The organism is Streptomyces sp. NBC_01465 (assembly GCF_036227325.1).
Taxonomy (GTDB): Bacteria; Actinomycetota; Actinomycetes; order Streptomycetales; family Streptomycetaceae; genus Streptomyces.
In genome coordinates this window covers 8,887,695-8,914,001 of sequence record NZ_CP109467.1, presented here as the reverse complement: position 1 = coordinate 8,914,001, position 26,307 = coordinate 8,887,695, and the positions used below count along the sequence as shown (strand labels likewise).

Genomic DNA, 26,307 nt, shown 5'->3' with positions numbered 1-26,307 from the left:
ACACCCACGGACCATCGCCGCGTCTCAGAGCCACGCCACCCCAAGGCAGCGCCCCCATCCAAGTTGCTTCGGGACGAAGAGGTCGTGGGTTCAAATCCCGCCACCCCGACAGCCATAACAGCAGGTCAGACCCGGTACTGAGCAATGAGCATTTTCAGAGTGGCCACCGATGGGGTGACGGCGGCGAGGGCGCAACGCACGAGGCACCCGTGCCGTTGAGGGAGGTGTTCGACGTCTCAACTCATCAGCGCAGGTGCCTCGTTGGTCTCCTATCCTGCCGCACTTGACCTGCCTCATGCGCTGGTCGAGTGGGTCACGATGCTCATCGTCACCCGCGAGGGTGACCGCCGCTGCAAGCTCCCGCCGCACCAACGCGCGCTCGTCGCTCTGGTGTACCTGCGCAAGCACGACACCCTGGCCCAGATCGCGGCCGGCTTCGGCATCTCGGTCGGCACCGCCCACGCCTACGCCACTGCGGTGATCGACCTCCTGGCCGCCCGGGCACCGGGACTGCTCAAAGTCCTGCGGAGGCACGAACCGGAGTACGTACTGCTCGACGGGACGCTCGCCGAGTGCGACCGCGTGGGCGACGGAAAGGCCGACTACTCGCACAAGCACCGCCGCCATGGGGTGAACGTGCAGGTCGTGACCGACCCGACCGGGCAGATGCTGTGGATCTCGCCGGCCTTGCCAGGCCGGTGCCACGACCTGACCGCGGCCCGCACCCACCGGATCATCCGGATCTGCGAACGCCAAGGTGTCCCTGTCCTGGCCGACCGCGCCTACCAGGGCGCCGGCCCCTGGGTCACCACCGGGCGCAGACGGCCGCCCGGCGGGCAGCTGTCCCCTACACAGCAGACGGCCAACCGGGCGTTGGCCACGGCCCGAGCGCCCGTCGAACGGGGCATGGCACTGCTGAAGTCCTGGCGGATCTTCCGAAGATCCCGAATCAGCCCGAACCGCATGACGTCAGTCGCCAAGGCCGTCCTCACCCTGGAGAGGCAACGCTGAAAATGCTCAATGGTCGGCGCAGCCAGGGCCGCCCCCTACCGCCCCCTACCAACCACCGAGCTGTGGGACGGCCGGGGCGCCACTGGGTTGTCGACGGCGGGTCGAAGGTGTAGCCAACGGAGTCGGCGCGGGTCAGGTCATCCTTGCCGCCCATTAGTGCGGAATAAGGACAGGGCGTGAGACGAACTGGCGGGGACACCGCGTGAGACAAGCGGTGTCACTGCTGGTCACCGACGCGTCGGAGGACATCGGAAACGGGAACCTACAAGCCAGGCGCTCGTCCCGGAGAAACAGCATCAGGGCGAGGCCCGAACGCCCTGCGGCACCTCGGGTGGGAGATCGGCCACGACGCCGCATCGTCCACCGTGGGCAGTGTGCCGGTGGCGAGGTCGGGGTCCTGGTGGCTGATCCACCCACAGCCGATCCCGTCGAAGACCTCGACCATCATGACGCCGACCTAACAGCCTGCGATCTGCCCGTCCTGTACCAGCCGGGCCCCGGGCTGAACGAAATGCTCGCCGCCACGGGCCTGGCCACCGATTTCACGAACCCGACCGCAGTCGCCCGCGACCTGGGCCGCCTCCGCATAGCACCTGGCCTACTGCCAGCCCTTCAGGCAGAAGGCCGAACTAACGCCGCCCGCTACCCACTGAGCAGCACCGCAGCCGCTCTGTCCGGCCTCTCGGGGTCTTCGACTGCCGAGCAGGTGAAGACGACGTTCGTGCCGTCGGGCAGGTGCGGGATCAGGGCCTGGGAGAAGGCGAACGGGCCGAGGTGGTTGGTGATGAAGGCCAGATCCCATCCCTGGTTGGTGCTGCTGGTCGCGGTGGCCATGACTGCGCCGCAGACTGAAGCTAACTCCAGTCATGAGCACGGCAGTTGATATGGCACGCTGACCTCAGCCGCTCACGCGCAACAGGCCGAGGCGGCCGTCGAGAGGAGCAACGTTGAGACAGGACGGCTTCCGCGCCGAGAACATAGACACCAGTAGGCCGCACCCTGCCCGGATCTACGACTACTTGCTGGGCGGCAAGGACAACTACGAGGTGGACCAGAAGGCTGCCGCCGAACTGGCCGCCGCCGCACCCGAGGTACGGATCGGCCTACAGGCCAACCGCGCCTTTCTGCAGCGCGCTGTCCGCTGCGTCGTCGGCAGTGGCATCCGCCAGATCCTCGACATCGGCACCGGCCTGCCCACCGCACCGAACGTGCACGAGACCGCTCAGCAGGTGGCCCCCGACGTGCGCGTCGCGTACGTCGACAACGATCCGATCGTGAAGACACACGCCGACGCGCTGCTCAGCAGCTCCGGCGCGACCAGCATCGTGCTCGGCGATCTGCGCAACCCGCAGGCCATCGTGGAGCACCCAGACGTCCGCCGGGTCATTGACTTCGATCAGCCGGTCGCCCTACTTCTCGTCGCCGTTCTCCACTTCCTCACCGACGCAGAGAAGCCCGAACAGATCGTTGCCACCCTGCGAGACGCCCTGCCAGCCGGCAGCTTCTTGGTGCTCTCGCACGCCACCGGTGATTTTGCTGATCGCAGCGCCGCGCAGGCCATCTACAACAAGGCCACCGCCACGCTGAACTTGCGCTCCCGCGCCGAAGTCGAGCACCTCTTTGACGGCTTCGAACTGATCGAGCCGGGCCTAGCCCAAGTCCCGTTCTGGCGCCCCGAAGCGCCGCCGCCGGAGCGATCCGGCGAGATCGGGTTCTTCGGCGGCGTAGCCCGCAAGACCGGGTGAGCGACCCGCCTCCACGAGCGTTTAGAGGGAGCGTTGGACGCAAGAACCCTCGGCATCAGTTGGAGACTGTCGGGTGCGCTAAGGGTGGCCTCGACGGGAGACTGTCACATGGTGGGCGGTTTGATGGCGAAGATCGTGCCGCGCTGGGACACCCCGTAGATGCGGTCATTGGTTGGCGTCGGAGACAGCGCGGACGGGGGATGGCTTCCGTCGCTGCGGGAGGCGCTCTGCCACAACACGTTGCCCTGTCGGCGGTCGAGGCAGAGGATGCGGGAACTCGTGGTCATGAAGTAGGCCCGGTCACCTGCAACGAGGATACGGCTGCTCCCGCCAGTGTCGGTGCGGCTGTCGGTGCGTGTTTCGGTTGACCACTGCTGGGTGCCGGTGGCGGAGTCGATGGAGGTGACCGTTCCGTTCGGCTCCAATCCGAGGAAGCGCTCGCCGTCGTAGGCATAGCTCGCCGGTCCAGGCGGCGCATGGGCGGTCTTGCGCTTGTGGGTCTTCGCGTCCAGCACGATGGCCTGGCCGCCGGATGACTCCCCGGTGCTGTCGACGGGCTGGAGCAGCAGGGTGTCATCCCCGGCAGCCAGGAGCTTGAAACCGGACAGGGGCAGCTGCCACAGCAGGTCCCCGGTGCGCGGGTTGATCCGGGCGATCTGGGTTTTGTCGCCTTCGGAACGGGCGTAGAGGGCGCCGCGTGATTCCAGCAGGCTCGAGATGGCATCCCCTGTTGGGTAGGGGCGATTCCACAGTCGCTTCCCCGAAGCCGGATCCCAGGCCGTAATCCCCTTTCCATGGGAGATGACGACGATGGCCTGAGGAAGATACACGGGTGCGGAGCCGTCGTACCCGTACGAGAGGGTGAAGCGCTTCTTGCCCGTGATCATATCGATTGCGGTGATTACTCCTGACTCGTTGGTCGCGTAGTAGCCGAGTCCTGTCACTTCATCGATGCCGACGGCTTCGGTACTTTCACCTGGTTCGTAGCGCGGTTCCCACAGGGGCCTGCCGGTGGCCGCGTTGTACCCGGAGACCAGCCCGGGCGCGCCCCCACGGTTACCGCACAGCAGAGCGAGATGGGACGCCACGCAGTGGTCTATTCCTTGCTGGCCCGAGCTGCTTAGTGCCCTCGTGGAGGCGATCTTCGTCTCCCAGATGCCCCAGCCTTTTGGTTGTTGCGCGGCAGTCGGCTCCAGTTGCAGCTTCGGGGGCCATGACGGGCCCAGCGTCGTGGGGTGGATGTCTTTCGGTCCCGCTTGTGGGTTACCGCTGAACTGAGGGATGGCCCAGGGCAGTGCGGCCAGGACTACCGCGCACACAGCGCCAGCCAGCACCAGCCGTGGCCGGGGCATGGCCAGGCTCCATCTGGCAGGCGGGCGGGAGGCCGCGATCAGGCGGTGCCGCGACGGTTCCAGCGTGTCGGGGCGCGGGCCCCAGTCGCAGGCCGGAACCCGGTCGAAGGCGGCGAACAGATCGGCGGGGGTGGGGCGCTCATGGGGTTCTTTGGCCAGGCACCACTGGACGATTTCGCGGACGGTGCCCGACAGGGCGGCGATTTTAGGAGGGTCATGAACAACGTTGTAGGCAGTTAGGTAGTGGTTGTCCGCGTCGAATGGGCCGTGGCCGAGGGCGGCGAAGACGATCACACTGCCCAGGGCGAAGATGTCGGATGCTGGGGTGACCTTGCGCGCCGACGACAGCTGTTCCGGTGACATGTACGGCGGGGTGCCCAGGATTCTGCCCGTCACAGTCAGCGTTTGCTGGTCCGTGACGCGGGATATCCCGAAGTCAATGACGCGAGGCCCGTCATCAGTGAGCAGTACGTTGTCGGGTTTGAGGTCCCGGTGGACAACGCCGGCCCGGTGCAGGTCACGTAGAGCCTCGACCAGGCCAACTGCCAGCTGGCGAAGTTCGGTCGGGGACAGTGGACCGTCCTGCTGCACGCGCTGGCGCAGGCTGACGCCTGGCGTGAACACGGTGGCCATCCACGGACGGTCCGCGTCCGGGTCGGCATCGACTACGGGCGTGGTGAAGGCGCCGGATACGCGGCGGGCTGCGGCAACCTCCAGGCGGAACCGCAGACGGAACTCGCGATCGTCAGCGATCTGCGGATGTACCACCTTCACCGCGACCAACCTGCCGGACTCGGCCTGCGCGAGATACACGGTGCCCATGCCACCTGCGCCCAACCGGTCAAGCAGGCGGTAAGCGGCGATGGACTCGGGATCCCCGTCGAGCAGCGCCACTGCTACCCCCATCTCGTTCAGCCGCCCCTAGCGTTGGCCAGAGAGTAGCGTGACCACGTCAATCTGGCAGCGATCGCTCGGTACTGCGCGCGCAGTGGGCGGAAGTGTTCTCAACGAAAGCGCGCGGAGCTGCAGCACCACCCAGATGCACCCGCCGCAGCCCAAGCCGGCCGGGCCTCCGCAGCCTGCCGCCGCGACCCGCTGCTCCGCTCCCTCGCAGCCGCTCGCCTCGCCGGCATCCAGGCCGGAACAGGGGAACGCACCGCCGCCATGCGCAACCTCGACCACGCCATCGACGCCTTCCACCGTGCCGAACAAGCCATCCCCCGCCCTACCTGGGTCGGCTTCTACGACCGCGCCGAACTCGACGGTCTCTCTGCACTGATCATGGCCCGCCTCGGCCAACACGACCAGTCCGAGGCCTACTTGCACCGCACCCTCGCCCGCCTCCGCCCCGAGTACCTCCGCAACCGCACGTACTACGGCGCGCACCTCGCCCTCGCACAACTCCGCCAAGGCGACGTCGAGCTGGCCTGCACCACCGCCACCTCTGTACCCCCCCGGAGTGGGATCTCGTGTCCACCGCAGTGCGCGCGAAGACGACCGGTGCGGTCAACGCGCGAGAGTACGGCGAGTTCTGCGAGGCCTACGGGTACGACGTCACCACATGGGAGGGCTATCCCATCCTCGCGGGGGCCCGCGAGTTGCGGATGACGACGTTCGCGGCCCAGCACGCAGCCAGCAATGAGGAGTGGATCGGCCAAGCGCAGTACCGGATCGACTGTCTTCGCGGTCGATCCGGTCCGCGACCTTGGCCATGGAAGGGAATTCTGTAGCTCCTACTAATCGTGCCGCTGATCCACTCTGTGCACGGGGACCTCATCGAAGCCGTCCTTCTTCCCGGTCTCGGCGGGGCAAACGTAGATGGGTGCGGGTCCTTTGAAGTGATGCTCAGGATTACGCGGTGAGGTTTTCTGTCAGCGGGACGATGCCCGCGGCCAGCGTCCGGGCCCAGGCCCGATAGCCCTGGGGCGAGGGGTGGAGGCGGTCCGGAGCGACCACTCCCCGGCGATGCGAGGGGGCCCGCCGGTGGGCAGGTGGAAGATCGAGGCCTCGCGGTCCGCCACGATCCTCAGCTGCCGGTCGAGGAGCCGGAGATAGCCGGCAAGCAGGAACCTGATCCCGGGTGTCAGGGCCTCGGCCGCGGGGACCCAACTGGTGATGCGGTCGTCAGGATCGTCAGGTCCTCAAACATGGTGCTGGCGTCCTCGATGCTGCGGCCCAGGAACCGATCCCCAAATCCGGGCATGGCCGCGTCACAAGTGCCCACCGGCCACCGTCCGACTCGGCTTCTCCATCATCTCCGAGGCCCGCAAGATCACCTCGGTCTCGGGGCTGACGTCCAAGTCCCGCTTGGTGTACGTCGGCATGACGGTCGCACGGGCGGCTCCTACTCGGGATACAGCACGGTGTTGTGGTCGACGAGCGGGCGTCGCAACGTGGGGCGCCAGCTCGCCGTCCTCGGCGTCGACGACGTGTTCGTCCCCATCGTGCAGGGGCATGCAGGGGGTGCCGAGCTTTCGCAGAGAGGAGATCGGTAAGTGTCCAGCGTCCAGGTGTTCACGGTGCACAGGGCATAAATCGCCTGGTTGGCGTCGCTCACAATGCTTTGCTCTGAGGAGCATGCCGCGCGACGGCGTCCCGCTGGGCGGTCGGCCTAAACGACATGATGCCGTCCAGCAGCGACTTCAACTGATGGATCGACCCGTTCGTGTTGTCATTCACGTCCTGGGTGGCGAGTTCATGGACCAGGCTCAAGACGTACCCGAGATTGGGCTGGTCCTTGTTGTAGAGGAGCACCTTGCAGGTGCCATCCGTGGGGAGCTTGGTCGGGAGGTGACCGATGTTGTTCTCGGCGAGTTGCTGCTCGACGCGCTCGACGATGCGGAGTCCGGCCTTCTGCGATCCAGCGAAGCGGACCAGCCTCTCGACGTCCCACAGGTCGTATCCGCCTGCGAAGTCGATGAGCGCCGGCAGCTCGGCCCACGCCTTTTCGGTGGTCGGTTCGGTCATCATGCTTACCCCGCCCTTGAGTTGCAGTTCTGACATTCCGCCAGGATTACCGAGAACTGTTGGAAGCAAGTTGGCCTTCCTTCAGACCTTCGGCACCCCGCCTGCTACCAGCAGCATGGCCTCAAGTACTGCTCCAGTCAGGGAATCGAGACATCACGCCTGTACGAGGAGATCCCAGGAGGCCGGTCATGAACCAGATGGTGGCCACCGCCCCTCGACCTTCCGTTCCCGAGCCCTGGCGGAAGCTTCGAACTCTTCTTCGACCTCTGCACAGTGACCCAACCGCGCATATCAGCAGGGGCGTTCATGCCCGCGCCGACAGGGCCCCGCCCCTGCACGCCATAAGGGTTGGATCTTCTGAGTGTCTCCGGCTAGTGCCTGACGGGGCTGGGCCTGCACCGGTAGGTCACCGATCTGCGCAACACGTTGACGTCTGCCATCGACCCCACCGAGATCGGCATCATTCACCTGCTTCATCTCTCATTCGGCGCGAAACCCGCGCTCCTCCGGACGCTGCCCGCACCGCCCCGCCTCGCCTTCGTCCACGGCACCGACCTTCTCTACGCCGAGCGGTATCCCGCCCAGCTCGACATCCTCCAGCAGTCGGCCCGTGCCGCCGACAGCATCGTGGTGCCGACCAACGCCATGGCTGACCGCCTGCTGAAACTGAGTCCCAAGACCAGCCGCCGGAAGATCGAGCAGGCCCCCTGGGGCATCCCCGACAACCTCTTCGGCCACCCGCCAACACGAGCGGGACACCGTGCGACGAGCCACCTGCGACTGCTCTACGCCGGCCGCCTCACGGAGGAGAAAGGAATCGAATCCCTGCTGCACGCGATCCCGCTCGCACCAGCCTTTGAACTGAGCATTGCCGCCCCGTCTGCACAGTTCCACGCCTTGACCCCGCTGATCCGAAGGTTGGGCGTGCACGTCCATTACCTCGGCTGACTGCGCCGCTCCCAGTGTCGCCCGCGAAGCCCAAGCCTGATGTCTGCCCGTCCTGTACCAGCCGGTCCCCGGGCTGAACGAAACACTCGCCACCACCGGCCTGGCCACCGACTTCACAAACCCCGACCGCAGTCGCCCGCGACCTGGGCCGCCTCCGCACAATGCCGGTCCTACTGCCCGCCCTCCAGGCAGCAGGCCGAATCAACGCGGCCCGCTACCCCCTGAGCAGCACCGCGACCGCTCTGTCCGGCCTCAGCAAGCAGCTCAGCTGACCCATCCGTGGCGCAGCCGGACCCACCCGGCCCTCTCACTACTCTGGCTGGCGGGGAATCCACGGCACACGATCGGGAGACCATGACGCTCGACACCCACCGCATCGAACAGCTCCTGCACGACGGCGTACAGGCCAAGGTCTACCCCGGCGCCGTCTGGGCAGCAGGCGACGCCACCGAGTCCACCGCGAGCGGAGCCGTCGGCCTCCTGGACCCCAACCAGCCAGACCAGCCGATGCGGCTCAACACCATCTTTGACGTTGCCAGCCTCACCAAAATCCTCGCCGTGTGGTCCACCATCGGCACCCTGATCGAAGATGGAAAGCTCCAACTCGACCAACCGCTGGGCAACTTCTGGCCAGAGGTGGGCGGGCATCCCCTCGGCCAGACCACCGCCCACCACCTGCTGACCCACACCGCCGGCCTCCCCCTGCGGGCCAACCTCAAGAACCTCTACGGCACCGACGCCCAGGACATCCGCGACGGCGTCCTGCACGAGACCCTGCACCGGCCGCCCGGCGAAGCCGTCGAGTACACCGACCGCGCCGCCCTGGTCCTCGGCTACCTCGCCGAATACATCTCAGGCCAGAGGCTCGACCAACTCGCGCACACCCGCATCTGGCAGCCCCTCGGCATGACCGAGACCACCTTCGGCCCCCTCGCCGCGTCAGCAAACGAGCGCTGCGCACCAACCGAACTCGACGAGACCACAGAACTCCACCTCAAAGGCACAGCCCACGACTTCTCCGCCCGCCTCCTGGTCGGCATCTGCGGCATCGCCGGCGTCTTCTCAACCCTCGACAACATCACTACCTTCCTCCGCTACATGCTCGACCCCGCCACCACAGCGGACCGGCCAGGCTTTGGACCTTTCTGGGTGAAGGAATCGCTCCGGCCCCACACGGGCGACCTGACGCCTGTACGCGGACTGTTCTGGCACCCTGCCCCCGGAACGGACCCCGCCGTGGACGACATCTGGGTGCACTACGGATTCACCGGCACCGGCATGTGGATCTCCCCCTCCCAAGGCCGCTGGGCGGCCCTGTTGACCAACAAGCTGTACTACACCCGCGACCGCCAGCCTCTAACCGACGTCCGTAACGCGTTCCGTGCAGCGACATTCTGCTGAGCCAGGGCATCCGCCAGCTATGGGCTGAAACACCAACCGCGCAGCATCAAGTCCGTCCGTAACAGCGAGGAGTCCATGTGACCGACCACCAGGATGACTTGATCAGCGAAGCGGACCAGGCCGACGCCCGCACCATCTGGGCCTTCCACCAGATGGGCCACGAGCTGCAGCCCTGTTCCGCCGCGATCACCCTCGGCAGCCTCGATCTTGGTGTCGCCGCCACCACTGCCGACCTCTACCACGCTGGCATGTTCCCGGTCGTGGTCTTCACCGGCGACACCAGCGACGCCACCAAGGAGCGGTTCCCCCGGGGCGAGGCCGTCCACTACCGTGAGCATGCGATCTCCCTCGGAGTGCCGGATGAGGCGATCCTCCTGGAGCCGAAGGCCACCAACACCGGGCAGAACATCGGCTTCTCCCGCGAGGTCCTGGAGCGCGCCGGCATCGCAGTAAGCACCATGCTCTTGATCTCCATGCCGTACATGCAGCGCCGCGCCTACGCGACCTGTCGCAAGCTGTGGCCCGAGGTGCAACCGGTCTGCGTCTCCCAGCCGTTGTCCTTCGACGAGTACGTCTCGACGCACGACCACGAGAAGCAGCTCATCGACATGCTCATGGGCGACATGGAACGGGTGATGGAGTACCCCAAGCGCGGCTTCGCTATCGAGCAGCACGTCCCGGAAAGGGTCCGCGATACCTTCAACCGTCTTCGTGCCCACGGCTACGACACCTGGCTCCTACCCGCCTGACCGTGTCGACAAGCAGCCCATCCAGTTCGGCCTTCGTCGCGGCGATGTCAAGCATGGTCAACTGCCGTTGTTCAGGGTGGTGTCGTACTTCAGCCAGCTCACCCGGATTACCGGGGTGCTGGTGCGCTCCACGCTGTCCAGGGTCCAGATGCGGCCTGCTGCGTCAGGGTCCTTGGACGCGGTCAGGGTGATGCGGTGCTCGGCGGTGGGGGTCGGCGCACTGATCGGGGTGAGCATCCGGTACCGGCCGCTCGTGCCGACCGATGTGCCCTGCCCGTCAGTGAGCCGTACGGTCACGTCCGCCCCGTGGTCGGGCAAGATCGCGCCGGGGCCCTCCCAGATGATCGTGTCCGGGGTCTGCTCGAACGTGTCTGGGTCAAAGACGCCAGGGATGAAGATCTTCACCGCGTCGGTGAGGACGCGCTGCTCCACCACCCGGCGGGCGCTCTCAAGCGGCAGTCCCCCGACTGGTGTTGTCATGCAATCCAGCGTAGGACGGCACACTGACACGCCCTGAGACGTGAGCGAGGCCCCCAGCACAGGCTGGGGGCCTCGCTCACGCTGGCTCTAACCGGCTACCAGCCGATGGTCAGACGGGTGTCCGGGCGGGCGACGTAGGTACCGGGCTGGAGCTGCCCGACGCGCGTGGTCGAGGGGTACGCCGTGACGACAGGCTGTGCGGGGCGGTCCTGGGCCCAGCGGCGGAGAAGGTCGCCGGCCTGCCCGCTGATCTTGTTGATGTCCGGGCCGTGGGTCACGATGCCCAGCTCGTCGGTGTCGTCGTCGACCCGGCGGACCGTGAGGTACGCGAAGGTTCCGCCGTTGTAGACGGCGGCACCAGACCAGCGCAGCGCGGGATCGGCCAGGCCCAGATCGCGGGCGGAGGCAGCGACGGCAAGCTTGCCGAAGCTCAGGCCGCTCTCGACCGTGGCGAGCCAGAGGTCGAGGTGGGCGGCGGGCTCGTTGTGCCGAACCTCGATGCCGGTCCACTGCCGGTGCGCGGGGTACGCGAGGGCCGGGGAGAGTGCGCCTTCGTCGGGGAGGTCATCGACGTCGACCTTCAGGATGATGTCCTCGGCGAGGCGGACGTGGCGCTCGCCCATCTCGGATGCGCCGCGCATGGGCACGAATCCGCACACGACGGCATTGGTGGAGATCATCAGCCCGTTGTCGGTGTGGTCGAGGGCCAGGGATCGCGTCAGCCCGCTGCCGTGCAGGCGCAGGGGGACGACGATGCGTCCACCGACGGCGAGTTGCTGCCACCAGGCGGCGGAGATGTCCCACGCGCCGGCGGTGACGATGATCCGGTCGAACGTCCCGCCGCTGGGGTCGCCGAGGGCTCCGTCGCCGCAGATCACCTGGACCTGGTTGTATCCAGCGGCGGCCAGGTTGGTGCGGGCGCCGTCTGCGAGGTCCTCGTCAAGTTCGACTGTGACGACCGAGCCGCTCGGCTCCGTCAGCTCCGAGAGGAGAGCGGCGTTGATGCCGGTGGCCGAACCGATCTCCAGGATCCGGTGGCCGGGGCGGACGTCGAGCTGCTCCAGCATCTTGGCGACGATGTTGGGGCTGGATGCGGAGGAGACTGCGGTGCCGTCGGCGGCTCGTTTGGTCACCACCTGCTTGGGCGCGTAGGCGGTCGCCAGGTCCACACCGGGCAGGAAGACCTCTCGGGGCACGACGCGGAAGGCGTCCCGGACGGCTGCGGTACGGAAGGTGCCGAGGCTCTCGATCTTGGCGCTGAGCGCCGCGCGGAGTTGCTGCGGGTCGAGGGCAGGGGCGTCGGTGGAGTGCATGGTCACTGGCCTGACGGTAGTGGGGTAAGCGGGTTCATTTCGGGCGCTTCGTGGGGCGTCCCCGGGTATGGACTCCCGGTGGAAGATCACGCGGCACCACGACGACGCTGGGACGGCCCTCCTCGTGATGAGCCGTCCCAACCTCCGCCTACCGAGCAACGATCACGGATATGCGAGGGCCAACCGTACGGACGGCTTGTCGATGACGAAGCCCTCGGTCAGCTGATCGTCAGAGGTGCCTGCGGGGTACGCGGTAATGGTGGGCCGAGCGGCGCGCTGAAGGCTCCAGGCTGTGATCTGGGCGCACAGTCGGCGGGCGAGGTCTTCCCCTGCCGGGCCGTAGCCGATCGCACCGAGCCGGTGCAGTGGTGCGCCAGGCTGCGTCACCCGGTCCAGGATCAGGTAGGCCATCGAGTCGCCCTCGACGAGGGCGGGTGTGCGGCTGGGGATCGCGGGTCGGCGCAGGCCGGCTTCGACCGCCTCGGGCTTCGTCTCGATACGGCAGGTCGCAGGGTCGGTTGCCGTCAGGCGCAGCCAGATCCCGTCGAAGGACTCCTCCCCGCCGACCGTGGCATCCGTCCAGACCGCTGTGAAGGGGGCGTCGGTCAGGCCGGACAGCGCGGCGGGGTTGATGGGCTGGTCGGCATCCCAGTACAAGGTGATGTGCCCGTCCTTGTCGACGGATCCCTGCTTCTCGCCGTCCTGGCCGATCATGGGGACGAAGCCGCAGAGTTCCACCGAGTCGGAGACCATGCGGTCTCCGTGGCGGGTGAAGGCGACTGATCGGGTCTGTCCTCGCCACCTGAGCGGGAGGACGAGCCGGCCGCCGTCGGTGAGCTGCTCCCACCAGGGGCCGGGGATGTCCCACACGCCGACTGTGGCGGTCATCCGCTGGTACGGGGCGTACTCGGGGGCTCCTTCGGCGCCGTCGCGGGTGACGACGTGGATGCGGTGGTGGCCGGTGGCGTCGAGGGCCGTCCTTGCGTGGGCGGTCACGTCGGCGTCGATGTCGATGGTGGTGACTTCCCCCGTCGGTCCGGTGAGGTGGGCCAGGAGGGCGGCGTTGTAGCCGGTGCCCGCGCCGATCTCCTGGATGTGGTCGCCGGGGTGGATGTCGAGTTGCTCCAGCATCAGGGCGACGACGGATGGCACGGACGCGCAGGACAGGGGCTGTGGGCCGGTGGGGTTGTCTTTGATGGTGATCGCCTCGTTGGCGTAGGCCTTCTTCAGGCGCACCCCGGGCAGGTGGGCTTCCCGCGGGACGGTGCGCATGGCCTCTTCGACGGCGGGCGACATCTTGCGGTAGGTGAGGAGGCTGTCGACGAGCTGGTTGCGCAGTTCGTCGGCGGTAGGGGCGGCGGGCGGGGTGGTCATGAGGGCGGGTCCTTCCGCGAAGGGTTGAAACGGGCGGCCGGTCATCCGGCGAGGAGCAGACAGGCGTCCCAGCGGGTGAGCGGTGCGAAGTTGGTGGTGGTCGTGTGCCGGGCCAGGTGCACACCAGCAGTGCCGTTCAGGAGCCCTGCGTCGGCGGGAAGGCCGTGGAGGGCCTGGTGCTGGTCCATGAGGCTGTGCAGGTAAGGGAGGCGTGTGGCGAGCGGGCTGTCGCGGCCTGCGTCAGCGGCGCACCGCCACACGCTCTGTATGAGTCCGGCCCAGCCGTGGCACAGCGACAGATCGCGGATCTGCGCGAGTTGCCGTTCGTCGGCCAGGCAGCCGGCGAGGGCGGTCTCGGCGAGCTGTTGGCGGCGGCGGTCACCAAGCGCGAGGGCGGCGAGCTGCTGGGCGCGGGCAATGCCCGGGGTGCCGTAGCACCAGGAGGGACGGGATGGACCCGGCTGGTGGAGTGTCCAGTCGGCGGCTTCACGGCGGCTGATCGCGCCAGGCCACCACGCGGCCGCTCCCTGTCCGGTCTGCCACTGGTCGAGCCAGTGACAGATCCTGATCATCGCTTCAGGCAGACCGGGGACAGTAATGCCTCTGCGGTGTGCGGTCGCCAGCAGTGCGAGGGGGCCGGTAATTCCGTGGGAGATTCCTAGGTCGCCGTGACCGCCGTCCCAGGCTTCCGGTGTGCTCGTGTCGGGGGCGTTGCCGCACCACCAACCCGGCAGTGTGCCGGTGGTGGTGGCCAGGGGATGGGTGAGTCGTACGAGATAGGACAGCACGCTGTGCACGATGTCGCTGTCGCCGTGCCTAAGGAGGGCGTACGCGCCGAGCCCGGTGAGTCCGCCGATCAGGTCGTACTCGCGCAGGGCGGGGAGCTGCTGGTCGTCAATGCGCTGGTGGGCGGCGGCCAGGCGTCGGCGGATCAGGGCGGTGATGTGCGGGTCGAGTGCTTCGAGCGCAGGGGTGTAGAGGGGTTGGTCGGCGGCGTTCATGACGAATGCGACGGCGGGGGCACCGCCGTACAGGCTGCAGATGTCCGGGTGTGCGATCACGGGATGGCGGACCATGGCGGCCGCCCACTCGTGCGCGGTCTCCCAGTCACCCGCGCCGGTGCGGACGTTCTCCAGGTGCCACAGCGCGATGCCTGCCGCCCCCACGTCGAGGGACTGCGCCCACTGCGGGGCGAAATCAACCTGGTGTGACGGACGTTGGGTGATCATCTGGTCTCCGTCCGGGCGCGAAGAGCTCGCGCGACCTTGAAGGCCAGGTGACGGCACGATTTCTCTCCGGCTGGGTCGATACCGAGGGCCCGGTTGTGGTGCATGTGCAGCAGAGACTCCAGCACGGCCGGGAGCTGGTCGTCATCGAGATGATGACCGTAGGTGGCAAGGGCGTTGGATCGTTCGTACCAGGCGTCCGTGACGGCGGCGGGCATTCCCGGCGCCTGCCACAGCTCAGTGTGCTCGGCGAGAATCACGGCCAGCGTCGCAGCCCTGCTCTCGGTAGGTGTGCCGGCCGGAACAGGGTGGTTCGCCATCCAGCGGAGTCCGGCGTCCGCGCCCAGCAGTCCCCGGGCGATGTTCACCATGTTGACCGCGGCCAATGCGGCCGGGTTGAAACGGTCGGATGGAAGGTGGTGTAGGGAGGCGGCGACGGTCCGGGAGTCGGCGGCGAACACCGTCTCGGCCGCGCCCAGGGTCTCCCCCGTGCCGTAGCGGCCCGTCTCGGGGCTGTACACGTCGAGGGTGAGGCGGTGCGTCATGCCCTGCGCACGTAGTTTCTCCGCCCAGGCCCCGAGCTGGGCCGCGTACAGGGCGTACTGCTCGGCGGTGTGGGTGCGCAGCCTCAACCGGAGGTGGTCGCTCTCGTGCGGGCTTCGGTAGCGGAGGAACCAGTACTCCGGGTCGACTCCCAGCTCGGCGAGCAGACGCGGCAGGCCCTCGGTGATGATCTCGTCCATGTAGTCGGGGTGCGTGAACACCTTCACGTTGATCCACGGCGTGGACGGGGCTCCGGGCATCCACCCGAGCAAGCAGTTCGCGCTCAATGGCAACCGGCGGCCAGTGAGCGGGGACTGTGCGGGCGGCCCTTTCCTGACCAGGGGCATGGCGACCTCGTGGACGTGCCCGCCGATCCACCCGTAGGCGTCCGCGTCGGCCGCCTCCGTCAGGACCGCGGTCCCCGACCGGGCAAGCTGGGTCCGAAGGATCCGCTGGTGCAGGGGGACATCGAGGTCCAGGCGCAGGCACCGCTCCTCGTCGCGGAGCTCGACATCGCGCGGACAATTCCACTGCTGACGCCACCTGTTGAACACTGCACACCACTGGGCCTCACCCTCTGCGGAGGGAAGCGTGTCTGGTGAGAGCTGCCATCGGGCCGGGCTCAGCACGGTGCGCCCATATCGAACCCTAGGCAGGTAGAGCAGCTTGAACGCGACGGGCCCCCAGTCGAAGCCTGTCCACGCGGGTGAGAACGCCCGGTTCAGGTTGGTGAGGAACCGGGCGAGTGGCGGCGGCTGCTTGTCGAGCGCGAGCGCATGGAACACCTGAGTTTCGATGACCTGCTGGCGCGAGCAGCTCACCAGATACAGCCGGTTATGGGTCGCGGTGATCGCCAGATCGTCCAGGGGAATGACCTCCGGCTCCTCGGTGCCGCCCGCCGGCCGGTGCTCGCCGAGGGAGACAACATGCGGAAGGTAGGCGGGGATGCGCGCGATGTTCTCCGAGTGGGGGAAGACCGGGGGGAACGACATCTGAACTGGCAACGCCCCGTGAACCTCGGTGGGCACCGTCCGGAACACCTCCCGCAGTCCCGAGCCGGCTGCCGTTGTGGTGAAGCGCGAGGTGAGTGTTCCCGCGCTCCTGGCCGGGGCGACGGCAAGGGTGAACTGGCCGCGCGTCAGGGCCTCCACGCTTACGGCGTGCACGCGGGTGGCCATCTCGACATGCGGGGGGATGCGCCGTTCGTCGAGTCGGTCCGCGGCGAGTTCGTCGACCAGCTGATCGGTCAGGATGACCTCGCCGGACCGCTCTACGGTTGCCTGCCAGGCCAGCGCGAGCAGCTGTTCGTCGCGCTCCGAGGTCCTGCTGGCGGGAGACGTCCGGGTGCTTCCGGGGTACTCGGCGGGGAAGCCGAGCCCCGCGGCTGGGTCGATGACCTCATTGACCGGGACCAGGGTTCCTGTCCCATACCGCTCCCAGAACTCCGTGAAGTACTGCGCCCAGACCGCCTGCCCGGTCGGCTGCCGGGTGAGACGCAGCAGAACATGCGCAGCTCGTTCCATCTCCCAGGCGACCTGTCGCGGGATCTCCACCGTGCAGTCCAGCCGGAGATCGACGGCCAGCGGGCTGCGCCCCGCCGAGGAGCCTTCCCGCATACCGGCGGCCAGGCGCCTCCTCAATTCGGCTTGGTTGCTGCTGTGTTCGTTGTGCCGGCGTAACCCAAAGTCCGCTGCTTCGAGAATCCGGAGCGTCGGGCCTGCGGCAGGGATTTCGTCGGCGCCCACCTGGCGCAGCTGTGCGATCACGTAGGCGAGAGGGGCCGTGACGGTGAGCGGGGCGCGATATCGAGTGATGAGGAACCCGCGCTGGACCAGTTCCGTGAGCATCGCGACCACCGTCGCCCGCTCCGCCCCGAAGGCCGCGGCAACCTTGTCCCCCAAGAGCGAGAACCCGACCGGGCCCTGCGCAGCCTCGCGTACGGCACGGACAACGGGCGTGAACCTGATCGAGGTCCTGTCCGTGCCGCTCCGCGGAACCTCAAGGCGCGAACCTCGGGCAGCCGCCAGGTTGTTGAAGACGACCTCCGTGCGCTCCAGCAGCTCCGGCAGCGCCTCGACACGGTCGACCACGGATGCCAGCCACTGCGTGTCCGCGCGCGCAATCGACCGATGCTCCTGCCCCCAGCGCACTTCGGCCCTCTCCCCGACCGTCACGTCAGCGACGCCGGCGAACCCGCCGAAGGGAGTGGGCCGCCCCGTGGCGCGCAGGTGATACCGGGCGACCGACAACACGACACTGTGGACCGCCTTCAGCGGCACGTCCTCGCCGCCCAGGATCGTTTCGACCCGTTCGGCAAGCCAGACGCTGGCATCGCGTACGGATGCCGCGAAGCTGGAGGCGCCCCAGACCTGCGCCAGCCACGTCCGGCAGTCCGCCGGATCAGCCATGTCCGGCCACCGCTGCGGGGTCTCGGTCAGTGGTGTCACAGCTGCCCGGAGCAGTGCCACCCCCGTGTGCCGGTAGTACGTGCCGCCACCCATAGATCCTCCAGCCTCGTGTCCGATGGAAAGGCCCAGGGACCGAGGTGGCCTCGGTCCCTGGGGCGGAGCGGTGTCACACGGCGCTGGTGCAAGACGACGCGCAGCTCGCCGAGCAGCCGTCGTCCGTTCCGCACGACAGGGCTGCGAGTCCACCGCGGTCGTCGGTGATCTCGATAGCCCCCAGGTTGAACAGGGACGACACGTCGGGCGAGGTCTTGGCCGGGGCGTCCAGCAGTGCCTGTTCCAGCATCAGTTCCTCCTGCATCAGAAAGTCAGCGGTGACCGCCGGGAGAGTTCCGCAAGGCGCGGGCCTCCGCGCCCGGCTGCGGGGAACGGGAAAGCCCTCAAGCTCCCCGCAGCCGGGTGCGCAAGCCCCCGCCGATCAGCCCAACGGCCTCATGAGGACCCGCACGGTCTTCCCGCCCGCGCCCTGTCTCAGGAACCACCACAGGTCCGCGCCGACCGCACGAACCAGCCGAAGGCCCCGGCCCTGCTCGTCCTCGTCACCCGGGGTGATCACCCGGTCGAAGTTGGGGAACGCCGTCACGGGGTCGGACACATCGACGAGAAGACTGCCGTCCTCCAAGACAGCCAGGCGCAGGTCGAGGAGCTCGCCGTGCACGCGACCATGGTTGATGGCGTTCGTTACGAGCTCGCTGACCACAAGAACGACGTCTTCGACATCGCCGGACCAGCTCCACATCGTCAGCAGCCGCCGAACCTGTATCCGGCTGAGACCCACCGAGCGGGTGAGCATCGGAAGCGCCATCGCGTGCTCCCGCACCACAGCTGCGGTGACGGTCGGGTGGGGCTCAGTCGTTGCCTCGGCCATTACTCCCCCTCTGTGGCGGGCGGCTCTGCCGCCGCCTGCCGTCGGGTCTCCAAGAGGCGCCCCGTGAATGAGGCACAGCAATAGCGAACCGGTCCCGGTCCGCCACGGACAGGCAATTGAAGGGGGCGTGCAGACTCCAACTACCGGTAATTTTTACCGTCTTTGAAGTCACAAGCCGCGAGACAGGCCGCTACCGTGTGTGCATGACGGGGAATGTGTTACTCGCAGCCCGCATGCATGCCGACGGCCTGAAACAGCACGAGCTTGCCGACGCCCTGAACAAGCGGATCGCCTCCTTCACCGGCAAGCCCGGCACCCTCCAGGACCGGCACGTCCGCAACTGGCTGACCGGTAAAACTCGATGGCCGCAAGGAAGACAACGGCGAGCCCTCGAAGAAGAATTCGGCTGTTCCGCCGTAGAGCTGGGCTTCACCAAACCGGCCCCGCGCCCTTCGGCACCCGCCCCGCCTGCACCAACGGAGGACCCCGTGCGGCGACGCACCTTCGCCAGCACCGCGACCGGCCTGGTCGCCGCAGCTGCCCTGCCACCCGCCCCCACCACGAGCGCCCTTCGCGTCGGCATGTCCGACGCCGACCGCCTCGAAGGCGCCTTCGCGCAACTCGTCTCCTCGGACAACACGCACGGCGGGACCATCAGCCTGGAAACTCGCGCCCTGGCCTTCGCCCACCACGCCAACGAGCTCCAAGCCGTCGGATCAGCCAGCCAACGCGTACGCAGCCGTCTCTACTACCTGGGAGCCGCCTTCACAGGCACAGCCCTGTGGGCAGCCGTCGACGCCCACGAACCAGAACGCGCACAACGCCACCTGGAGCGCGCCATGCGCCTCGCAGGCATGTCCGGGAACTCCGAAATGCAACTCCGCCTCTGGGGACACGCAGCGCTCCTGTCCTACCAGCTGCAGCACCACCCAGACGCACTCGCCGCAGCCCAAGCCGGCCGGGCCTCCGCAGCCTGCCGCCGCGACCCGCTGCTCCGCTCCCTCGCAGCCGCTCGCCTCGCCGGGATCCAGGCCGGAACAGGGGAGCGCACAGCCGCCATGCGCAACCTCGACCACGCCATCGACGCCTTCGACCGCGCCGAACCATCCATCCCCCGCCCCACCTGGGTCGGCTTCTACGACCGCGCCGAACTCGACGGCCTGTCCGCACTGATCATGGCCCGCCTCGGCCAACACGACCAGTCCGAGGCCTATTTGCATCGCACTCTCGCCCGCCTCCGCCCCGAGTACCTCCGCAACCGTACGTACTACGGCGCGCACCTCGCCCTCGCACAACTCCGCCAAGGCGACGTCGAGCTGGCCTGCATGACCGCCACCTCTGTACTCCCTGATGACGCCAGTGATTCACTGACCGGGCGGACCGGGAAGCTACTGCACACGTTCAACCACGAGCTCACCAGAACAGCCCCCGGTGCGCAGGCCGCCAGCCAATGGACAGACGAGTACACCAGCAGAAAGGGGCGCCCCCTGTGACCGTCGAGATTCGTCACTACACCGCCGAGCAGTTGGACGACATCCGGCAGAATCTCCTCGACATCCATGCCGAGGTACGTCACAGGGACTTCAACCTCACCGGCCCGTTCTACGACGTCGAGCGGTTCAACGAGCGCCTTAACAGCTACGCCTCCCGCCCCGGCTGGGCCGCCACGGTTGGGTTCGAGGAGGGTGAGCCGGTGGGCTTCGCGTTCGGTGTGCCGCTCGGCGCCGACACCCGCTGGTGGTCGTCGATGATCACCGAGCTTCCCGACGGCTACACCAGCGAGGACGGCAAGCGCACCGTCGCTCTGAACGAGATCGTCGTCCGTAAGCCCTGGCGCGGCCGCGGTGTCGCCTGGCAGCTCCACGAGGCCTGGCTCTCCCATCGTGCGGAGGAACGCGTCACGCTCCTCGTCAACCCGGCGGCCGGAGATGGTGCCGTGCAAGCCGTGTATGAGGCTTGGGGATACCGGAAGGTCGGCGACCAGCAGCCGTTCCCGGATTCTCCCGTCTTCGCATCGATGACCAGGCCCGTCACACGGGCCTGAGCCAACCGTCTACGGTGCCGCCGTGTCCGGCCGAGGCCCGAGCGCCCTGCGGCACATCTTCTGACGAGTAAGAGAGGGCCCTGTGGAGCAGACCGCGCACCCGACCATCCGCACCATCAGCGACCCGGCCGAAGCCAGCCGGATACTCAACGACCTGGCCCCCGTGTACGAAGAGGTGTACGCGGATCCGCCGTACAACGAAGGCCCTCGCGATGTCGCCGAATGGCTCGACCTCTACGCCAAGCAGATCCACATCGACGGGTTCCGCCTGGCCACCGCGCACATTGCTGATGAGCTGGTCGGCTTCTCGTACGGATTCCCTCTGCCGTCCACGTCTGGCTGGTGGCGGAACTTCCTTCCGCCTGCCCCTGACCTTGGCGAGGAGTTCACTGCGGAGAACGGCCGGCGGACCTTTTCCATACGGGAGTTCGCGGTACTCGTGTCTCACCGGCGCCACGGCATCGCCCGGGGGCTACACGCGGCACTCCTCCACGGCAACCCGGCCGAGCGATTCACGCTAACCGCTCGCCCGGAGGCTCCCGCAGCTCTCGCGCTCTATGAAAGCCTCGGCTACCAGCGGCTCGGCCTTGTGCGCCCCTGGGACACGGCGCCCGTCTACGAGTGCATGGTCCTTCCCTTGCGGTAGGTCCCTGACCGGATTCCGCAGTCTGTGCGTCGTGCTGTGCCGTCACGAACTGGGTGAGGTCCTCGGTCCTCGCGAAGCCGAGGCCCTCAAGGAGCTGCTTGATCCCGGTCCGTTCGCCCTGCTGCTTCTCGCGGGCCAGAAGCCACGACAGGGTGTCCTGGTCCACGGTCGTACCGCCCTGCGGGGACGGGTCGTTGGAGGGGTCGCGCTCATCGGCGCCAAGGATGGGGTGGATGGGCCAGCCGTCCTTGCGGAAGCCGAGTAAGGCGTGAGGGTGGTCCACGGGGCGGAGGACTGCTTCGCCCGCGCCGACAACTTCGGGACCCAGCCGACCACCCCTGAGGCAGCTCGGCGCGCCCTGACGGAGGGCAGCGTCACGGCTTGTGTCGTGTGCCGGCCGGACACCGCGCTCGGCATCGTCGACTGACTGCCCCGTCCGAACCTCAGATTCTGCTCTGAGTTCCACGAACCACGGCCGCCGGGACACCAACGCGAGCATGATGCCCATCATGAAACCGTGGCTGAAGCGGCCCGCCCTCACCACAGCACTCACCCTCACGTCGATCGGGTACGCCCTGTTGCTGTGGCAAGGACCCTGGTGGATCGACGGCGACCACCTCCGCAGCTCAGACCTCCAACCCGCCGACGGCGTGGTGATCACCGGCGTCCGTACGGCTCTTGTCGCGCTCGGGGCCGGTGCTATCGCCGCTCTCGGCCTGTACTACACACACCGCACACTTGAGCACACACGTCATCGCGACGCTGAAACCCTTGAGCAGACACGCAAGCGCGATGCCGAGCAAGAAAAGGCCGCCACCGAAGGGCAAATCAATCAACGCTACGTAGACGCAGTCAAGTTGCTGGCGTCGAATGACAGCCTGACTCAGCGCCTCGGCGGGATCTACGCGCTCGAACGCAACATGCACGAGTCCGAACGGGACCACCCCACCGTCCTTGCGATCCTTTCAGCCTTCGTCCGGGCCTCAGCACCCTCCGCCACCATCAGTACCTCAGGCGGCAGCACGGTGGGCAGACCAGCGCAAGATGTTCAAGCCGCATTGGACGTCATCGGCCGACGACCACCACGCAGCCCTTCGCCGCTCGTGAACCTGAGCGGAACGGACCTCAACGGCGCGGACTTCAGGGGGACAGACCTCAGAGGCGTCAACCTCACCGACACGCACCTCAGGGGGAGCAACCTCCAGGCCGCGGACCTCAGGGGGACGGACCTCAGAGGCGCCAACCTCGCCGGCGCGCACCTCAGGAACGCACGCCTACAGGAAGCGGACCTCAGCGGCGCGGACCTCCGGAGCGCAGACCTCAGGCTCGCAAACCTCAGCAACGCGAACCTCACCGACGCAAACCTGAGGGACGCAGACCTCGAAGCTGCCCAACTAGTAGAAGCGAGCCTCATGAAAGCGGACCTCACCGGCGCACGCTTCAGAGAATCGAACCTCAGTGACGCGTACCTCAGAGGCGCGAACCTCAGCAGCGCACACCTCCCTGGCGCGAGTCTCACAGGCGCCCAACTCGATGGCGCCAACCTCACCAACGCCGACCTCCCGAGTACAGACCTCACCGACGCGCGGTTGGACGGCCCCGCTCAGATTTGCTCCGCTCGTCTCTACGCCACAACCAAACTGCCCGAGTACTTGCACGCATCTCCCCTTGTACAGGAGCGCATTCAAGAGCGCGCGCGTAGGAAGTTCAAACCTGGCGAGACACCTGGTCCGCCAGCTCCTGCCTAGGCACAGGAGTGAGCCGTGCAGGGCCTCGTCACCCAACTCCCGGCGCTCCAGGGCCGACTCATCCCCGGTGGCGGCGACTGCGAGCTGCCCGGCCTGCCCCTGGTCGTACCCGGCGAGGAGCTTGTACGCGGCCAGGCGGCGCAGGTCCTCATCCGGAACCCACGTGGAAGCCAGCTCGGCGAGCGGCCCGCCCGGCCTGCGCGGGTTCGCCATGACCGGCTTGTAGTTGAGCCACGACCAGACGTCGATCACAACATCGCGGATGCGCACCGCGGGCCTCCGAGGACTGCACGCCCCCGCGCCCGCCTCCGACCAGAGTAGAGGCTCAGCCCACCTCGACGATCGTCCCGCCCGCGTCCACCTGCGCCAGCTTCACGTCGTGAGTGCAGCTGTAGACGAAGTCGATGCGGTGCTCGTCACCGAACTCCTCCGCCAGGTCCAGGGAATCCCACTGCTGGTCACAATCCGCCTCCGAAGGCAAGGCCTCCGCCCGGGTGAAGCCTCCACGGCGAAGACGCGCGTTGCGCATCTGCTCCCCCACACTCTGCCCGCGCTCCTGAACGCGGTGTAACTCGTCCATGCGGGTCTGAGCCTCGCCCTTGATCTGCTCGTTCTGCTGCTCGCGCGAGGACACACCGCCGACACCGTCCCCGCCTCCGCTGCTCGCGGCGAACGCGACAACTCCCCCTGCGATGACCAGCATCACCACCGCGATGACGATGGTCCATCCGTGCATCTGTGCGCTCAGTTCAGGATTTGCGGTCATGTCGTTACCCACAAGCAGCCTTCGTTTCCCACGAGTTGGGCGTGTGAGGCGTGCGGCCTCCGTATCGTCTGGAGTGCGTCGATGACGGACCTCCGATTCCCGCCACCCTCGAAGTGCACAGTGCGGCACGGGGTGACGGAGAACAGGAGGCCCGTATGGGACGCCGCGGTAAGAACCGCAAAGGGAAAGGCCCCAGCCGCTGGAAGGTCTGGCTCCCCGTGATCCAACTTGCGATCGCGATCTGGAACCACTTCTAGCAACTGGGACCTGGGAGGGGCGTCGGCCATGGTTTGGGGCCGGCAGTCGGCGCTCCTCTTCACCTTGCACACACCATCAGTGTGTGCACTGCCACTCTCTCGCAGATTCAAGTTTTACGCGCCGGAAAGCAGTACAGCGAGGGAAATCGGAGCGGGTTGGCCCGTTTCCTTCATGGGGCCGTAACGCGCAGTTTAGCGCCGCCCGTCGAGCCGTTTGTCGTTGAGGGCGCTAACCTCGATCTTTCGTGACGGCTCATCAGGTCAACTGGTGGGCCGTTGGGGGTTGTTCGCGTAATGCTGGGCAGGGTCGTGGCCCGGCTGTCGCGTCGGGTGGGCGCCGGGTTCCACGTCTCCGGTCGGGGTGGGGCTGCTCGTCGGGATGGGGCGCTGTTGGTCAGCCTGGGTTCGGGAGGGCTTCGAGCCGTGCCAGGGCATCGGTGATGATGTCGGTCCAGGGCCAGTGGCGGGCGAATCTCAGGTGCCGGCGGCGGGCGGTCGTGACGAGTTGGGCGGCGGCCGAGAAGAGTCGCAGCCGCAGTCGGCGGGGCTCCCACCTGCGGACTTTGCCGGTCAGGGCGAGCATCGGCATCCAGGCCAGCAGGTCGAGTGCGAGCTGGACGATCTCCAGCCAGATCCGGTTCTGTGCGGCGTCGTGCAGGGGGAGGTTGCGCAGGCCGGTGGCGCGGGCATTGCGGATGCGGTCCTCGGCGCGGGCCCGCTGACGATGGCGCAGTTCGAGTTCCGCGATCGGGGCGCTGGTGGTGTTGGTGGCAAACGCGGTGAGCCGCAGCCCGTCGGCATCGGTGAACCGCAACTGGGCGCCGGGGTGCGGACGTTCTTTGCGGACGATCAGCCGCATCCCTTTCGGCCAGCCTCTGAGGACGTCGCCGTCGAGCTCGGCGACCCAGGCGCCGTCGCGGATCTCGTTGCCGGGCTCGACGGCGGCCGTCCAGGCGGAGACGGGAACGTGCAGGACAGCGTGGTGGATGGCGTCGGTGATGGTCATCCCGACCGAGTACGACAGCCACCTGCCGCGCTTCGCGAGCCAGGCGAGGAACGTGTGGGTGCCGCCGCCGGAATCGGTTCGCATCAGCGTCTGGCGCCCGCGGCGGTACTTCTTCGGCAGCTGGGCCAGGGCCAGTTGGGCGGCCTCTATGTGATCGGCAGCGGTGTTGCTGCCCGCGTTGCCGGGCCGCAGCAGAGCGGCGACGGGCTCCCCGCTGCCGCCGCTTCCGTGGTCGACGAAGCCCATCAAAGGATGGTGCCCGAACGTCTTCTTCCAGGTCGCAGCGGCGTCCTGTTTCTCGGAGTGCGCCAGCACCAGCACCCCGTCGATATCCACGATCACCTGCCCGCCCGCGTCCGGAGCCGCCGGACCTGCCACCGTCCAGACCCGTTCGCGGACGTGCGCCCGCGCGGTGCGGATCGCGGTGAGGGCCTTCGGCCCGGCCGAGGCGAGTGTGTCGATGAGGCGGGAGACCGTGGGATCGGAGCCGACCGCACCGAACACAGCCGGCTCGGCCCGCAGCATGCCCACATCGGCCAGGCAGTCGCCGCCGAGTGCGACCGTCAGGGCCATATCGAGCAGGATTTTCCCCGGATCGTGCACCGCCCGCGGCTTTCGCCACGGAGCCAGGGCCGTCGATATCGCCTGATCCAGCCCGGTCTTGCGGACGGTCTCCACCAGTAGCGTCGCCCCCGCCTGCGAGACCACCCCGCGACCGTTGCCCTCAACGCGAACGCGCGGGTACGACCCGCTACTCTTCTTCACCTGGGAAGTGCCTCCGACGGTGGCGGGAACAAGGGCCTCAACAATCCTCATTCTCGCTGGTCAGGGGCACTTTCTGCTTTTCTGACCACCCGTCGGACAGCCCGCTTCATGAAAGCGCGAGGCTAACTCCGGTGTCGAGTTGGTCGGGGTCGGCGGGCTCGGTGAGGGCGTGTACGGCGGCGTCCATGCGGTCGGGTGAGTCCACGACCTCGACCCAGGTGAGCGCCAGATCTCGCACATCGTGCAGGAGTTGCTGGTTCACGGAGCCGACGCGCCAGACGTCGGCCATGATCTCGGTGGCGGCTCGGTCGGCCTGCCCGCGGAGGACCGTGGTGAGGTGGCCCGCGACCCAGGCTTCGGCCTTGGGCGTGCCCACCTTCTGGAAGCAGTGGGGCGCTGCCCAGACGTACTCGGCCACGTGCACGAAGTCGAGCAGGACGTGCACGTGATGTGGCACCGGTGGGCTTGCGTCTGGATCAACTCCAGCTGGCGGCGGGCGGCGTTTCTGTATGGCGAAGGGCCGCACGGTGGCGACCTTTCGCCATGTCCGGCTGCCGCTCCCACGGGTGCGTGCCTGTAGCGGCATCGGAAACGCCAGGGAGATCTCAGGTGAGCAGGTCCTACGCCGTACCA

24 protein-coding genes and 2 pseudogenes are annotated in these 26,307 nt (G+C 67.6%); 12 read left to right on the top strand and 14 right to left on the bottom strand.

Going from position 1 to position 26,307, the window contains the following annotated elements; genetic code table 11:
• Window positions 1–261: 261 nt before the first annotated feature.
• A complete protein-coding gene (locus OG707_RS41365; RefSeq protein WP_329127322.1) occupies window positions 262–1,011 on the top strand; it encodes a transposase family protein in 750 nt (249 codons plus the stop codon).
• Window positions 1,012–1,474: 463 nt separating this feature from the next.
• Window positions 1,475–1,693 (top strand): annotated as a pseudogene (locus OG707_RS41360) (glycosyltransferase); the annotation flags it as partial.
• Here OG707_RS41360 and OG707_RS41355 read toward each other — a convergent pair.
• The gene (locus OG707_RS41355; protein ID WP_329128248.1) at window positions 1,654–1,845 is read right to left on the bottom strand and encodes a hypothetical protein; all 192 of its coding nucleotides are present in this window, start codon (window positions 1,843–1,845) and stop codon (window positions 1,654–1,656) included. The pseudogene OG707_RS41360 and the gene OG707_RS41355 sit on opposite strands and share 40 nt — an antisense overlap.
• Window positions 1,846–1,958: 113 nt before the next feature.
• Here OG707_RS41355 and OG707_RS41350 point away from each other — a divergent pair, with 113 nt between their 5' ends.
• The gene (locus tag OG707_RS41350) at window positions 1,959–2,756 is read left to right on the top strand and encodes an SAM-dependent methyltransferase (protein WP_329127317.1); all 798 of its coding nucleotides are present in this window, start codon (window positions 1,959–1,961) and stop codon (window positions 2,754–2,756) included.
• Window positions 2,757–2,860: 104 nt separating this feature from the next.
• Here OG707_RS41350 and OG707_RS41345 read toward each other — a convergent pair whose 3' ends face one another.
• Window positions 2,861–5,002, bottom strand: a complete 2,142-nt coding sequence (locus OG707_RS41345; protein WP_329127316.1) for a serine/threonine-protein kinase — start codon at window positions 5,000–5,002, stop codon at window positions 2,861–2,863.
• A 575-nt stretch (window positions 5,003–5,577) separates the two neighbouring features.
• On the opposite strand from OG707_RS41345, the gene OG707_RS41340 reads away from it, so the two are divergent.
• Window positions 5,578–5,838 (top strand): hypothetical protein, encoded by a 261-nt coding sequence (locus tag OG707_RS41340; protein WP_329127314.1) that lies wholly within the window; start codon window positions 5,578–5,580, stop codon window positions 5,836–5,838.
• 480 nt (window positions 5,839–6,318) lie between these two features.
• Here the strand turns inward: OG707_RS41340 and OG707_RS41335 are convergent, their stop codons facing one another.
• Both OG707_RS41335 and OG707_RS41330 read right to left on the bottom strand, forming a co-directional pair.
• Window positions 6,319–6,564: a hypothetical protein gene (locus OG707_RS41335; RefSeq protein WP_329127313.1), complete on the bottom strand. Its 246-nt coding sequence runs from the start codon at window positions 6,562–6,564 to the stop codon at window positions 6,319–6,321.
• Window positions 6,565–6,661: 97 nt separating this feature from the next.
• Window positions 6,662–7,078 (bottom strand): hypothetical protein, encoded by a 417-nt coding sequence (locus OG707_RS41330; RefSeq protein WP_329127312.1) that lies wholly within the window; start codon window positions 7,076–7,078, stop codon window positions 6,662–6,664.
• A 210-nt stretch (window positions 7,079–7,288) separates the two neighbouring features.
• Here OG707_RS41330 and OG707_RS41325 point away from each other — a divergent pair.
• The 3 genes and pseudogenes from OG707_RS41325 to OG707_RS41315 all read left to right on the top strand — a co-directional run.
• Window positions 7,289–8,295: pseudogene (locus OG707_RS41325) on the top strand (glycosyltransferase); the annotation flags it as partial.
• An 82-nt stretch (window positions 8,296–8,377) separates the two neighbouring features.
• A complete protein-coding gene (locus OG707_RS41320; protein WP_329127311.1) occupies window positions 8,378–9,424 on the top strand; it encodes a serine hydrolase domain-containing protein in 1,047 nt (348 codons plus the stop codon).
• A 77-nt stretch (window positions 9,425–9,501) separates the two neighbouring features.
• Complete coding sequence (locus OG707_RS41315) at window positions 9,502–10,173, top strand: YdcF family protein (RefSeq protein WP_329127309.1); 672 nt, start codon at window positions 9,502–9,504, stop codon at window positions 10,171–10,173.
• Window positions 10,174–10,230: 57 nt separating this feature from the next.
• On the opposite strand, the gene OG707_RS41310 is transcribed toward OG707_RS41315, so the two are convergent.
• The 7 genes from OG707_RS41310 to OG707_RS41280 all read right to left on the bottom strand — a co-directional run bounded on the left by OG707_RS41310 (window position 10,231) and on the right by OG707_RS41280 (window position 18,442).
• Complete coding sequence (locus tag OG707_RS41310; RefSeq protein ID WP_329127308.1) at window positions 10,231–10,653, bottom strand: DUF6093 family protein; 423 nt, start codon at window positions 10,651–10,653, stop codon at window positions 10,231–10,233.
• 95 nt (window positions 10,654–10,748) lie between these two features.
• A complete protein-coding gene (fxlM, locus tag OG707_RS41305; protein ID WP_329128233.1) occupies window positions 10,749–11,966 on the bottom strand; it encodes a methyltransferase, FxLD system in 1,218 nt (405 codons plus the stop codon).
• A 162-nt stretch (window positions 11,967–12,128) separates the two neighbouring features.
• Window positions 12,129–13,340 (bottom strand): methyltransferase, FxLD system, encoded by a 1,212-nt coding sequence (gene fxlM / locus OG707_RS41300; RefSeq protein WP_329127307.1) that lies wholly within the window; start codon window positions 13,338–13,340, stop codon window positions 12,129–12,131.
• Between the two features lie 41 nt (window positions 13,341–13,381).
• Window positions 13,382–14,569: a lanthionine synthetase C family protein gene (locus OG707_RS41295; protein ID WP_329127306.1), complete on the bottom strand. Its 1,188-nt coding sequence runs from the start codon at window positions 14,567–14,569 to the stop codon at window positions 13,382–13,384.
• Complete coding sequence (locus OG707_RS41290) at window positions 14,566–17,610, bottom strand: lantibiotic dehydratase (RefSeq protein WP_329127305.1); 3,045 nt, start codon at window positions 17,608–17,610, stop codon at window positions 14,566–14,568. The genes OG707_RS41295 and OG707_RS41290 overlap by 4 nt, the downstream gene beginning before the upstream one ends.
• A 73-nt stretch (window positions 17,611–17,683) precedes the next feature.
• The gene (locus tag OG707_RS41285; RefSeq protein WP_329127302.1) at window positions 17,684–17,860 is read right to left on the bottom strand and encodes an FxLD family lantipeptide; all 177 of its coding nucleotides are present in this window, start codon (window positions 17,858–17,860) and stop codon (window positions 17,684–17,686) included.
• A 132-nt stretch (window positions 17,861–17,992) separates the two neighbouring features.
• The gene (locus tag OG707_RS41280; protein ID WP_329127300.1) at window positions 17,993–18,442 is read right to left on the bottom strand and encodes an ATP-binding protein; all 450 of its coding nucleotides are present in this window, start codon (window positions 18,440–18,442) and stop codon (window positions 17,993–17,995) included.
• A gap of 203 nt (window positions 18,443–18,645) precedes the next feature.
• On the opposite strand from OG707_RS41280, the gene OG707_RS41275 reads away from it, so the two are divergent.
• The 5 genes from OG707_RS41275 to OG707_RS41255 all read left to right on the top strand — a co-directional run bounded on the left by OG707_RS41275 (window position 18,646) and on the right by OG707_RS41255 (window position 22,880).
• Window positions 18,646–19,935, top strand: a complete 1,290-nt coding sequence (locus tag OG707_RS41275; protein WP_329127298.1) for a Tat pathway signal protein — start codon at window positions 18,646–18,648, stop codon at window positions 19,933–19,935.
• Window positions 19,932–20,486, top strand: a complete 555-nt coding sequence (locus tag OG707_RS41270) for a GNAT family N-acetyltransferase (RefSeq protein ID WP_329127296.1) — start codon at window positions 19,932–19,934, stop codon at window positions 20,484–20,486. Before OG707_RS41275 ends, OG707_RS41270 begins: the two co-directional genes overlap by 4 nt.
• Window positions 20,487–20,568: 82 nt before the next feature.
• Entirely contained in the window at window positions 20,569–21,132 is a 564-nt protein-coding gene (locus tag OG707_RS41265; RefSeq protein ID WP_329127295.1) for a GNAT family N-acetyltransferase, read from the top strand.
• A 268-nt stretch (window positions 21,133–21,400) separates the two neighbouring features.
• On the top strand, window positions 21,401–21,559 hold the full coding sequence (locus OG707_RS41260; protein ID WP_329127294.1) for a DUF6233 domain-containing protein: 159 nt from the start codon (window positions 21,401–21,403) through the stop codon (window positions 21,557–21,559).
• Between the two features lie 82 nt (window positions 21,560–21,641).
• Window positions 21,642–22,880: a pentapeptide repeat-containing protein gene (locus OG707_RS41255; protein ID WP_329127292.1), complete on the top strand. Its 1,239-nt coding sequence runs from the start codon at window positions 21,642–21,644 to the stop codon at window positions 22,878–22,880.
• A 325-nt stretch (window positions 22,881–23,205) separates the two neighbouring features.
• Here the strand turns inward: OG707_RS41255 and OG707_RS41250 are convergent, their stop codons facing one another.
• From OG707_RS41250 to OG707_RS41240, 3 genes are all read right to left on the bottom strand, one after another.
• Window positions 23,206–23,646 carry a hypothetical protein gene (locus tag OG707_RS41250; RefSeq protein WP_329127291.1) on the bottom strand — a complete coding sequence of 147 codons (441 nt, stop codon included), beginning with the start codon at window positions 23,644–23,646 and terminating at the stop codon, window positions 23,206–23,208.
• Window positions 23,647–24,297: 651 nt separating this feature from the next.
• On the bottom strand, window positions 24,298–25,674 hold the full coding sequence (locus tag OG707_RS41245) for an IS1380 family transposase (protein ID WP_329127290.1): 1,377 nt from the start codon (window positions 25,672–25,674) through the stop codon (window positions 24,298–24,300).
• 106 nt (window positions 25,675–25,780) lie between these two features.
• Window positions 25,781–26,131 carry a hypothetical protein gene (locus OG707_RS41240; RefSeq protein WP_329127288.1) on the bottom strand — a complete coding sequence of 117 codons (351 nt, stop codon included), beginning with the start codon at window positions 26,129–26,131 and terminating at the stop codon, window positions 25,781–25,783.
• Between the last annotated feature and the right edge of the window lie 176 nt (window positions 26,132–26,307).

Excerpts from the sequence above, each read along its gene's own strand:
- OG707_RS41355 (WP_329128248.1), bottom strand. The coding sequence starts at position 1,845 with ATGGCCACCGCGACCAGCAGCACCAACCAGGGATGGGATCTGGCCTTC.
- OG707_RS41335 (WP_329127313.1), bottom strand. The coding sequence starts at position 6,564 with ATGCCCCTGCACGATGGGGACGAACACGTCGTCGACGCCGAGGACGGC.
- OG707_RS41330 (WP_329127312.1), bottom strand. The coding sequence starts at position 7,078 with ATGATGACCGAACCGACCACCGAAAAGGCGTGGGCCGAGCTGCCGGCG.
- OG707_RS41320 (WP_329127311.1), top strand. The coding sequence starts at position 8,378 with ATGACGCTCGACACCCACCGCATCGAACAGCTCCTGCACGACGGCGTA.
- OG707_RS41310 (WP_329127308.1), bottom strand. The coding sequence starts at position 10,653 with ATGACAACACCAGTCGGGGGACTGCCGCTTGAGAGCGCCCGCCGGGTG.
- fxlM (WP_329128233.1), bottom strand. The coding sequence starts at position 11,966 with ATGCACTCCACCGACGCCCCTGCCCTCGACCCGCAGCAACTCCGCGCG.
- fxlM (WP_329127307.1), bottom strand. The coding sequence starts at position 13,340 with ATGACCACCCCGCCCGCCGCCCCTACCGCCGACGAACTGCGCAACCAG.
- OG707_RS41295 (WP_329127306.1), bottom strand. The coding sequence starts at position 14,569 with ATGATCACCCAACGTCCGTCACACCAGGTTGATTTCGCCCCGCAGTGG.
- OG707_RS41290 (WP_329127305.1), bottom strand. The coding sequence starts at position 17,610 with ATGGGTGGCGGCACGTACTACCGGCACACGGGGGTGGCACTGCTCCGG.
- OG707_RS41285 (WP_329127302.1), bottom strand. The coding sequence starts at position 17,860 with ATGCTGGAACAGGCACTGCTGGACGCCCCGGCCAAGACCTCGCCCGAC.
- OG707_RS41280 (WP_329127300.1), bottom strand. The coding sequence starts at position 18,442 with ATGGCCGAGGCAACGACTGAGCCCCACCCGACCGTCACCGCAGCTGTG.
- OG707_RS41275 (WP_329127298.1), top strand. The coding sequence starts at position 18,646 with ATGACGGGGAATGTGTTACTCGCAGCCCGCATGCATGCCGACGGCCTG.
- OG707_RS41255 (WP_329127292.1), top strand. The coding sequence starts at position 21,642 with ATGAAACCGTGGCTGAAGCGGCCCGCCCTCACCACAGCACTCACCCTC.
- OG707_RS41250 (WP_329127291.1), bottom strand. The coding sequence starts at position 23,646 with ATGACCGCAAATCCTGAACTGAGCGCACAGATGCACGGATGGACCATC.